The organism is Nocardia noduli, assembly GCF_019038455.1.
GTDB classification, from domain to species: domain Bacteria; phylum Actinomycetota; class Actinomycetes; order Mycobacteriales; family Mycobacteriaceae; genus Nocardia; species Nocardia noduli.
Window position 1 is genome coordinate 21,077 of the sequence record NZ_JAFMPL010000100.1, and the last position, 10,045, is coordinate 31,121.

10 protein-coding genes are annotated in these 10,045 nt (G+C 67.8%); 4 read left to right on the plus strand and 6 right to left on the minus strand.

Annotation, left to right across the window (positions count from 1 at the left end):
• Nucleotides 1–123 precede the first annotated feature (123 nt).
• On the plus strand, nucleotides 124–921 hold the full coding sequence (locus JZ792_RS33425) for a hypothetical protein (RefSeq protein ID WP_216916893.1): 798 nt from the start codon (nucleotides 124–126) through the stop codon (nucleotides 919–921).
• An 84-nt stretch (nucleotides 922–1,005) separates the two neighbouring features.
• On the opposite strand, the gene JZ792_RS33430 is transcribed toward JZ792_RS33425, so the two are convergent.
• The 6 genes from JZ792_RS33430 to JZ792_RS33455 all read right to left on the minus strand — a co-directional run bounded on the left by JZ792_RS33430 (nucleotide 1,006) and on the right by JZ792_RS33455 (nucleotide 6,892).
• A complete protein-coding gene (locus JZ792_RS33430; protein ID WP_216916894.1) occupies nucleotides 1,006–1,581 on the minus strand; it encodes a ribonuclease H family protein in 576 nt (191 codons plus the stop codon).
• A 10-nt stretch (nucleotides 1,582–1,591) separates the two neighbouring features.
• Complete coding sequence (locus tag JZ792_RS33435; RefSeq protein WP_216916895.1) at nucleotides 1,592–2,062, minus strand: SRPBCC family protein; 471 nt, start codon at nucleotides 2,060–2,062, stop codon at nucleotides 1,592–1,594.
• Between the two features lie 232 nt (nucleotides 2,063–2,294).
• A complete protein-coding gene (gene lhgD / locus JZ792_RS33440) occupies nucleotides 2,295–3,488 on the minus strand; it encodes an L-2-hydroxyglutarate dehydrogenase (RefSeq protein ID WP_216916896.1) in 1,194 nt (397 codons plus the stop codon).
• 95 nt (nucleotides 3,489–3,583) lie between these two features.
• Nucleotides 3,584–4,297, minus strand: coding sequence for a hypothetical protein (locus JZ792_RS33445; protein ID WP_216916897.1), 714 nt, complete (start codon nucleotides 4,295–4,297; stop codon nucleotides 3,584–3,586).
• Nucleotides 4,298–4,620: 323 nt separating this feature from the next.
• A complete protein-coding gene (locus JZ792_RS33450; RefSeq protein WP_216916898.1) occupies nucleotides 4,621–5,412 on the minus strand; it encodes a TIGR03084 family metal-binding protein in 792 nt (263 codons plus the stop codon).
• A 124-nt stretch (nucleotides 5,413–5,536) separates the two neighbouring features.
• Nucleotides 5,537–6,892 (minus strand): DUF445 domain-containing protein, encoded by a 1,356-nt coding sequence (locus JZ792_RS33455; RefSeq protein ID WP_216916899.1) that lies wholly within the window; start codon nucleotides 6,890–6,892, stop codon nucleotides 5,537–5,539.
• Between the two features lie 224 nt (nucleotides 6,893–7,116).
• On the opposite strand from JZ792_RS33455, the gene JZ792_RS33460 reads away from it, so the two are divergent.
• The 3 genes from JZ792_RS33460 to JZ792_RS43650 all read left to right on the plus strand — a co-directional run.
• Nucleotides 7,117–7,638, plus strand: a complete 522-nt coding sequence (locus JZ792_RS33460) for a YbaB/EbfC family nucleoid-associated protein (RefSeq protein ID WP_254190707.1) — start codon at nucleotides 7,117–7,119, stop codon at nucleotides 7,636–7,638.
• Nucleotides 7,635–7,952 (plus strand): WXG100 family type VII secretion target, encoded by a 318-nt coding sequence (locus JZ792_RS33465; RefSeq protein WP_216916900.1) that lies wholly within the window; start codon nucleotides 7,635–7,637, stop codon nucleotides 7,950–7,952. The genes JZ792_RS33460 and JZ792_RS33465 overlap by 4 nt, the downstream gene beginning before the upstream one ends.
• Nucleotides 7,953–7,959: 7 nt before the next feature.
• Nucleotides 7,960–10,045: WXG100-like domain-containing protein (locus tag JZ792_RS43650; RefSeq protein ID WP_498044265.1), on the plus strand; the 2,086-nt coding region annotated here is incomplete at its 3' end.

Consider the following 10,045-nt stretch of genomic DNA (forward strand, 5'->3'; position numbering starts at 1 on the left):
CCCCGTCCGGTGGTCTCCCCGCCGGCCGGGGCATACTCGCCGGTAGACCGCCCACGATCGGCCCGTTCGGGCCGATCGGCCGAATCGGCGCGTGCGCGCGCCGGGAAAGTGCAGGATTTATCGATGTCCACCGACGACGCCGACACCGCCGACAACAACACCGACAAGGCTGACAGGGCCGCAGATGCTTCGAGCACCGAGAATCCGGTGACCGAGGGCAAGGCCGAGACCGCAGCGACGACGGCGAAGCCGGATCTGGCGAAGGCGACGACGGAGACACCGGCGGAGACCACCGCGGCGGCTCCCGCTCCCGCGCCGGCCGCCGAATCCGCACCGAAATCGGGCTCGGGCCTCGCGCCGATCATCACCGCGTTCGTCGCGGGCATCCTGCTGGTCGCGGCGATCACCGCGGTCGTGGTGTTCTTCCTGCAGGCCCAGAAGCGCGGGGACGAACTCGCCGCCGTGGACGAGGCCACCCACGCCGCGTGCGCGTTCGGCAACAGTGTCTCGACCTACGACTATTCCAAGGATCTCGACCGCTACTTCACCAACGTCAAGGCGAACGCGACGGGCGACTTCCTGAAGGAGTTCGACGACGCGAGCAAGGCGCTCAACGACGCCATGGTGCAGGCGCAGGTGAAGTCCTGGACCGACGACGTGCAGTGCGGCTACCAGTCGGGCGACACCGACTCGGCCAAGGTGCTCGTGACGCTGACCCAGTTCCGCGTCAACTTCAGCCAGACGACGCCGGACCGGCAGTACGTCGTGGTGATCGCGGATCTGCGCAACGAGAACGGTGACTGGAAGGTCAGCAAACTCGATTCGCCGATGCTGCGGGACACCGGTACCGGACTGCCGGGCGGAACCGCCCCCGCCGCGCCGGGAGCAACCCCGGCTCCGGCACCCGCACCGGGTAACTGACCTGCCGAAAAGCCTCCGGCGGTGGGGTCGAAACCCACCACCGGAGGACTTCGGGCGGTCTTACCTCGCGGACGCGCCGCCTCCTCAGAACAGCGTCAGACTTTGAGGAGCCGAAGGCGCGACCGCCTTCCCCGAGGCCCGCGGCCCGGTGGTCTTTTCCAGTGTTGCGACGGTTTCCGCCAGGGTGACGGCAGGCATCTCGACGGTGCTCGCCTCACCCACCGCGGCCGACGCCGCCGCCTCACGCGCGGCCTCGCCCGCGAGCGCGTCGGCTTTCTCGTTGAAGTAGTTGCCGACGTGACCGCGCACCCAACGGAAGCGAACCGGACCGGGGCGACCCGCGATGGCCCGATCGATATCCTTGATGATCTCGACATTCTTGACCGGCGCCCCCGTCGAGGTGCGCCAGCCGTTCATCCGCCAGCCCGAGATCCACTCCGACGCGCATTTGATCGCGTAGAGCGAATCGCTCTCGATGAAGAGCGGTTCAGGGCCGGGGTGGGCGATGATCGCCTCGTGGACCGCGCGTAGTTCCGCGATCTGATTGGTTCCGGTGGGGGCCCCGCCGCTGCGCGAAGACCCCTGATGATTGACCCAAGCCCAGCCGATGGCGCCGCCCGGGTTTCGGAGGCAGGATCCGTCGGTGCTCACGATGATCATGGATGGCACCTTACGCAATCCGACCGACAAGATCGGTACCGTGGAATTCCTCGATTTCCCTACGCAATTGCGACTCCGTGCGTCGTAGCGCCTTCCTGACGGCGGAGTCGACCAGCCCCGAGCACAGGCGGCCGAGGACTCCACGCGGTGGAGCGTACTCCGCTTCGGAGGTGAGCACCGACCGTCCGTAGCCGAGCGGATCGAAGCGCAGCGTCAGGGTGCCCGACAGGCGCCCGCGCAGCGTGTAGCCGATCACGACATTGCGGCGGTACTCGGTGATCTCGCACGCCGTCCTGGGATGCCAGAGCGCGACCTTGGCCGCGGTGTCGTAGACCGCGCCGAGGCCCTGGTCGACATCGCCTGCCGGTTCGAATTCGGCGACGCCGAACATCCAGTCCGGAACGAACAGGTGGTTGTCGGTGTAGCTGAACGCCACTTCGACGGGTGCGCCGACGTCACTCGCGTACTTGATGTGGCCCATCGGCCCTCCCTGCCTGACTAGCGACGTTCGTCCCTCGTGGCCGCGCGAGCGCTCTCCTGACAGCCCGCCGCCGGGATTCACGGCTGTCGACAAAAGTACTACAGCTCTCCTCTTTATTGCAGGGGTTGGGCACGATTCGGTGCGATGGATTTCCAGATTGCGACCGGGCGGTTGCTTGGTCGACGGCCTCGCCGGGTACGCGCCGGTACCGCGTATCGATGGGCGTCGCCCGCTATTCGGCCGCTCCCGTGATCCGGTCGACGACGTACTCCGCGATCGGCATCGCCGATGTCGCCGCCGGTGACGGCGCGTTGAGTACGTGCACCGACCGCGGGGTGCGTTCGATCAGGAAATCGTGCACCAGGGTGCCGTCGGGCAGCACCGCCTGCGCGCGGATGCCCGCCTCGCGCGGCAACAGGTCGGCCATCGTCAATTCCGGGCAGTACTTGCGGCATTCGGCGAGATATCCGCGCTTGAACAGGGAGTTGCGCAATTCGCGTGCCCCCGTGCGGAAATGGGCGCGGGCCAGTTTTCGCAGTCCGGGAAAACCGAGTGCTTCGCGCGCGTCGCGCAGATCGACACTGCCCTTGCGGTATCCCTCCCGCGACAGTCCGAGAACGGCATTCGGTCCCACTGTCAGCTCGCCGTCGATGGTCGGACTCAAATGCACGCCGAGGAACGGCAGATTCGGATCGGGCACCGGATAGATCAGCGTGCGCACCAGGTCGGCCCGTCGCGCGGGCAGGCGGTAGTACTCGCCGCGGAACGGCACGATCCGGAAATCCGTGCGCAGCCCGGCCAGCGCGGCCATTCGATCAGCCTGTAGACCCGCGCAGACGACCAGCGTTCGCGCCCGCCAGTTCCCGCTCGGACCGGAGGCGGTCACCGAATCATCCGATTCGCTCAACGCGGTGATCTGCGCGCCGAGGACGATCTCGCCGCCGTCGGCCGTCACCTCCGCGGCGAGCGCGGTGGTCACCCGGGTGTAATCGATGATGCCGGTACCTGGCACGAACAGCGCGCCGACACCGGATACCCGCGGTTCCCTGCGCGTCAATTCCGCGGTGTCGAGCAATTCCACCTCGACCCCGTTGGTGACCGAGCGTTCGTACAGGGCGAGCATTCTGCGGTGCTCGTCCGCGTCGGTGGCGACGAGCAGTTTCCCGCACACGTCGAACGGAATTCCCCGCGCGGCGGCGTAATCCTTGGTCCACTGCGCGCCGCGCACACACAGGCGCGCTTTCAGGCTGCCGGGCTCGTAGTAGATCCCGGAATGGATCACCCCGCTGTTGTGCCCGGTCTGGTGCGCGGCGAGCGAGGTCGCCTTCTCCACCAGCACCAGTGACGCGCCGGGATGGCGTCGCAGCAGCGTCCGCGCTGTCGCCACACCGATGATTCCGCCGCCGATCACGCAGTAGTCGTACACGCGCCCACACTAGTGCGCGGGCCGGATACCGGAGTTCGCCACGGGGGACGGCACGGCCGCGCTCCGGGAGGTCGGTCCGAGCCGATCGCGGGCGATCAGATGGTGACGGCCTCCGACGAGCGCGAATCGCCCTGTACCGCCACGGTTCCGGGGGAGTCCTGTGGCACCGCCGCCGGTGCGGGATTGCGGTCGAGCCGAAGATCGTGTTCGCCGAGCGACGGATCGGAGAGTACGAATGTCACTTCGCCACGCCGGGTGTCGATTTCGGTGCGCACCGCGGTGATGCCGGAGGGGTCGGCCTCGGTGCCGAAATCGTCGCGAAACTGTTCGGAGCCCAGAAATTCCGACAGCGTCGAGAACAGATTCGTGTCGACGGTGAACGCGACGGAGTTCCGTGTCGGCGCGAAATGAGCCCCGACATAGGCGCTTCCGACGTCCACCCGCCCGCTCACGCCCACCGGGCGCTCGGGTGCGACTGCCATCCGGTCGGTGCTCGGTGGTGTCGATGAAGCCTGCGGCGCGAGCGGTGACGCGACCGGCTCGTCGGCGCGCGACCCGAACAGGAAAACGGGCCGGTCGCGGAGATCGTCGGTGCGTGGCGCCGCGGCGGCGGACGGGCCGGACCTCGTCACGTCCCGCAGTGCTATCGGCGATGCGGCGCGGTCGCTCGTTATCTCGGAGGGCTGTCGGGTATCCGGAATCTGACGAACCACGTACGCGCCCGCGGCGAAGGTGAGAGTGAGGCTGGCCGTGCCCGCCAGCACGACGGCGGTATAGCGGGCGATCTGGCCGGAACGGTATTCGGTCACGATGCTGTCCTTCCCCGGGCCCCGGGTTGCCTTGCGTATGGCGGCCCGCATCGTCGGAAGCCGTACACATGTCCAGGCTACGGGTCGCCGCGACCCGCCGCAGGTGTGCGAGCGGGATCACACACCGCACGCCGCCGATGTTTCCGCGTTCGGGCGCCGGGGTAACACTGGGGGTAGCTGGCGGGCGTCACGCTCGACTGCCATGACATACCCGGCCAACGGCGTCCGGCCGTCGACATATACGGCGCACCCAAGTGTGGCGCTCGCCCGCTCCCGTTTCTCGGCCCGTGTCTTCCGGGCCCTCCGCCGTCCTCGGCCGGGGGCTACGCGAACTGGCCCGCGGCTCGTCCCGAGCCGGTCGGCCCGGCGAAAGCCTGGGCGATATTCAGCCACTCCGACGCCTCCGGCCCGTCCGCCTCCAGCGCGAGATCGTCACGGTGACGTCGTTGCGTCACCAGCAGACAGAAATCGATGGCAGGTCCGGTGACCCGCTGTCCCGCGTCCGCCCGCCCCCAGGTCCACAGCGTGCCGTCCGGCGCGGTCAGCTCCACCCGGAACTCTTCGGCGGGCGGCGTCGCACCGCGCACGGCATAGGCGAAATTCCTCGTACGAACGCCGATATGGGCGATATTGCGCAGTCGCGCGGTGGGCTCGCGCCGAGCGCCGAGCGCGTCGGCCACATCCTGGCCGTGCGCCCAGGTCTCCATGATGCGCGCGGTGATCATCGACGCCGGGCTCATGGGCGGACCGAACCAGGGCAGTTTGACGCCCGCGGGAACAGCCCGCAGCGCGTCCGCGAGCGTGGCGCGGCCCCGCTGCCAGCGGCGCAGCAGTTCGGGGGCGGGTGTGCGCGCAGCGTCGTCGGCGGCTTCGTCGACGAGGGTCAACGCCTTCGGGCCCGCTTCGGCGAGCATGCGCGTGAAGGTATCGGCGTCGGTCGCGGCGATCGTCGCGATATCGTCGGTCCAGGCCAGATGGCCGATCTGATGGGCGATGGTCCAGCCATCTGCGGGCGTCGGACGGGCCCATTCCCGCGGGGGGAGCGGGGCGACGAGTCGTTCCAGGTCCGCGCATTCACCGGCGAAATCGTCCAGCAGCGCCTCGAGATCAGCCATGTGGTCTTCCCTACCCGATAGTGTGCGCGTCGTTGCCGACCCAGCATCGCACCCCGGCCGGAAAAAATGCAAGCACGCCCGCTTGTTTTCGGCCGCGTCGCGGAAGCCGCCTCGGATCGGCGCTCTACCAGCCGAAGATCAGCAGGTGGGACGCGCCGACCACCAGGCCGAGCACGGCACCGTGCAGGTAGAGCAGCCAGGCGTCCTGTTCGACCGAGGCGTAGAACATCTCCATGAATTCCCCGGGGCTGAGCAGCTGCAATTTGCGTGCGGCGAATTCATCGATCGTCTTGGCCTGCTCCAGCGCGAACTCCTCGTCCTGCACCATGCTCGGGGCCAAACCCACCGCCGCGCCCGCCGCGCCCACCTTCAGATTGTCGAACTGCCGCTTTCCGAACGCGGCGCGCACCATCGAGGTCGTCGGGCCCAGTTGCCGGTGGATCTCGTCGGAGACCAGGCGCTCGATCAGCTGTCGGGTCTTGTCGCCATTGGGGCCGTCCAGCAATTCGTGCGACAGATTGGGCAGCGTGAGCACCTGATAGGCCAGGATATGCGCCAGATCGACCGCCGCCTGCGACTGGCGTTTGGCCAGCAGCGCCTGCTTCCACAGATATTTGTAGCGCGGCTGCGGATCGCCCGGCTCGAAGACCATCTTGACCGCGATGACATTGACGGCGACGCCGATCGCCGCCGCGCTCGCGAGCACGATCACCCAGGCGGGCAGCCAGCCGATGACGGGAATGCTGTGGTGCACATGCAGATACAGCGCCATGATCAGGCCGAACGGCCCGCCCAGCAGGCCGATCCGCACCATGAATTTCAACTCCGGCGCGGCGATCGTGGTGGTGAGATCCTTCAGGATGTTCGGATTCTCGTGCAGATACCTGATGACGAAACTCTTGATATCGACCAACTGATCGATATTGTCGCCGAGGCTGTCGAACGCGCGCCGGGTCAGCTGCGGCAACTGCCGGTCCACCCGCTGATAGATGACCTGCTTGACCTGTTTGGGCACCGAACGCCACAGATCGGGATTCTCCCGGTACATGATCTCGTCGACGATCGAGGTCACCTGTCCGCGAGCCAGTGTCGCGAGGTAGTCGGAGATTCCGTCCAGATCGAGTTCGTGGATGAAATCCTTGGGACTCCCGATGCGCATGAGCGCCTTGTCGACGCAGATACTCGCCATCTTCTCCGCGCGCGCCGGGATGAAACCCTGGAAACCCAGTCGCCGCCCGTCACCGGAGAACGTCGGCAGCACCTGCACCCGCCGCGGAAAGTACGGGTAGAGCACCGCCAGCCCGGGGATCCGCACCCCGCGGAACCGCACCGGCCAGAACAGCATCAGCACGCCGGTCCAGTTGGTCAGCCAGCCCGCCAGCGCGCTGAAGATCGGGAACGTGATCAGATCCACCACGAATTTGCTCTGCCCGGTCAGGCTCTCCCAATCGATGAACACGCCCGAGGCGAGTGTGGTCATCCTGGAATCCCCCTAGTGCGGCCGACCCGAGTTGCGAGGTCCCCACAGTCTCATTGGCCTGATGGGAGTGTCAACGCGGGTATCCACAGGTCGGCCGGTCCGGTCTCCCGGTGTCGGCGCGCTCATCGACCGCCCCGCCCGCTTCGGTGATAGCCAATCTGAACAAAAGAGACTTATCGCATAAAGAGGATCCGATTCGGTGGTCCGCACGTCCAATCAACTCGATGGCGGATCGTGCGAGGGGACCGGTGATGGTCGAGGAACATCCGGAGATCACGCGGGCCGGGAATGCCGCGCTGCGCAACCAGATCGAGCAGATGCTGAATTCCTACGAACGCGATATCTCCGCGTTGGAAACGGCGCAGGCGAGGGCGGCCGAACCGGTGACGGTGTGGTCCGCCGACAATCTGGTGCGGGTGACCGCGAATATCGCGGGCGTCATCGAAGTGCACCTCGAACCGGACGTGTTCAAACGGTCCAGCCCCGAGAAGCTCGGGGTGGTGATCACCGAAACGGTGCGGGACGCTGGGCGAGCGGCCGCGCGCATACAGGAGGAGGCGCTCGCGCCGTTGACCGACGCGGCGGCCGCCATGCCGGACCTGCCCGATCTGATCCCCGGCGCACCCGCCACGAAAGATCTACTGGCGCGGTTCGTTCCGCCGCCCGTCGACCAGGCGCCGCCGCCCCCACCGGCGGCCGAGGACGACGACGATGACTATTACCGGAATCAGGGGTATCTGCGGTGAGCTCGATCCAAGCCGACCCGGACGCGTTGCGCTCGACCAGGACGTCGTTCGATTCGGTCGCCTCCGCGATCACCGCCGCCGCCGAGAAATTGGCCGCCGTGCTCGCCGCCGAGGGCGAATGCTGGGGCGGTGACGAGATCGGCCGGAAATTCGCCGAGAACTACACCCCCGGTGTGGAACCCGGCAAGAAGGCGGTCGGGAATCTCGCCACGTCGATGACGCAGGTCGGCACGAATATGGTGACGATCGCCGACAAATTGACAGAACAGGACACGGCGCGGGCCGCGCAGTTGAAGCAGTCGACCGAAACCTAGATCTGTCGTGGGTATCGAGATCCCGGATTCGTTGCAGTGGGTAGCGAAGTACATTCTGGGCGCGGGTGATTGGCCCGAAGGTGACGAGACCGCCATGCGCCGAGCGGCGGACGCGTGGTCGTCGATGGGGTCGACGCTGGACACCGTCGACGAGGACGCCGGCCGGGCCTTGACCGCGGCACTGTCGGCGCTGTCCGCCGGCGAGACCCACGACGCGATCGCGACGTACCGGGATCTGTTGCTGTCGGGCGACCAGGCGGCGTTCACCTCGATCGCCAAGTGGTGCAACGTACAGGCGGAACTGCTCGACGACGGCGCCAACGACATCGAGCACACGAAACTGGTGATCATCGGCACGATGGTCGTCGCGGCGGTGGAGATCGGCGCCGCCATCGCGACATCGTGGACGGGGATAGGCGCGGCCGCGGGGGTCGCGGCCCGGGTCGCGGCGCAAGTCGGCGTGCGGATGGCGATCCGACAGTTGATCTCACGCATGGTCACGCGCGGATTGGTGAAGGCGGCGGCGCGGGCGGCGTTGCGGGGCGCGGCCTTCGAGGCGCTGGAAGAGGGCGGTATCGATCTGGCCGCCCGCCTGATCCAGGTGGGTCAGGGGAATCGGACCGGCGACAAATTCGGGTGGGCGGATCTGGGGTTGGCGACATTCGGCGGCGCGGTGGGTGGCGCTGTCGGCGGTGGTCTCGGTTCGACGCTGGGCGGTGTGGGGGACGCGGTCACCAACCCGGTGAGCAAGTTCGTGACCAAGTCGGTGTCGGGGGCGGCCACGGAGTTGGGTGCTGATCTGTCCGCGCAGGTGGCTTCCGCCGGGGTGGCGTCGGCGTTGATGGGGCAGGACTTCAATCTCGATATCGGGGTGGATACCTTCACCAGCGCCGGTGCGGGTGGCGTGCAGAGTGCGATGGAATCGGGGAGCCACGGGAACAGTGGGTCGCCCGCGCCGACGGTTCCGGATCTGGGTGGGGCGGGGTCGCCGACCGCTCCGGCGTCGGCTGGGGGAGACCCGGCGTCGAGTGACGGGAGTGGTTCGCCCAGTGGGACCGGTTCGCCGAGTGGGACGGGTTTGCCGAGTGGGACCGGTTCGCCGACCGCGCCTGCGTCTACCGGGGATTCCGCGACGGGTTCACCGACTTCTCCTGCGGCTGCGGGTGATTCCGCGTCCGGCGCGGGGAATGGGACGCCGTCCGGTAGTGAGTCCCCGGGTGGGAACGGGACGCCGTCCGGCAATGACACCCCGAGCGAGGCTGGGAACCCGAGTGGGTCCGGGTCTGCTGGCGGTTCGGGTTCGCCGAGTGGGTCTGGGAGTCCTGGTACTTCGGATTCATCGAGTGGGCCCGGGTCCGCTGGTGGTACGGGGTCGCCGGGTGAGTCCGGGACTCCCAGTGGTTCGGATTCATCGAGTGGGTCCGGGACTCCGGGCAGTTCGGATTCGCCGAGTGGGTCTGGGAGTCCTGGTGCTTCGGATTCATCGAGCGGATCCGGATCCCCTGGTGGCTCTGATTCGCCGAGCGGATCAGAGCCCCCCGGCAGTTCGGGCTCGCCGAGCGGTTCCGGAACACCGGGGGAACCGGCGTCACCGACCGCTCCTGCCACGTCGGGCGACGCCCCGTCCTCGGGCAGCACGAGCTCCGGACACCCCGACGGTGGTAGTCCATCGACGGGCGCGACGCCCAGTGCAGGCGACAGCAGTCCCGCTCCGACCGGTCCTTCCGGCGGCGAAAACCCCTCCACGGGCGGTCCCGCGAACGCCGGAACACCGAACGGGCCCGGTGACGCGAATTCCAGCGGCAGCCCCGCCACCGGTGCGCCGACAACCGAAACGCCCGCCGCTCCGGTCCCATCGCCCCCTCCCACGGATACCGGTTCACCCAGCACACCCGGCGATTCCAGCCCATCGAACGCACCAACCACCGCTCCCAGCCAGCCCACGGCCCCCGACCCAGCCGCTGGAAGCTCCAGCAACGCTTCCCCCAGCGATTCCAGTCCATCGGGATCCGTCCCGACCGCGCCGGGCGGCTCCGGCCCGACGACCAGTCAGCCCGACACCGGCACGCCGAACACAGGCCAACCGGCCACAC

Coding starts and splice junctions, on each gene's coding strand:
- JZ792_RS33425 (WP_216916893.1), top strand. CDS start 124: ATGTCCACCGACGACGCCGACACCGCCGACAACAACACCGACAAGGCT.
- JZ792_RS33430 (WP_216916894.1), bottom strand. CDS start 1,581: ATGATCATCGTGAGCACCGACGGATCCTGCCTCCGAAACCCGGGCGGC.
- JZ792_RS33435 (WP_216916895.1), bottom strand. CDS start 2,062: ATGGGCCACATCAAGTACGCGAGTGACGTCGGCGCACCCGTCGAAGTG.
- JZ792_RS33450 (WP_216916898.1), bottom strand. CDS start 5,412: ATGGCTGATCTCGAGGCGCTGCTGGACGATTTCGCCGGTGAATGCGCG.
- JZ792_RS33455 (WP_216916899.1), bottom strand. CDS start 6,892: ATGACCACACTCGCCTCGGGCGTGTTCATCGATTGGGAGAGCCTGACC.
- JZ792_RS33460 (WP_254190707.1), top strand. CDS start 7,117: ATGGCGGATCGTGCGAGGGGACCGGTGATGGTCGAGGAACATCCGGAG.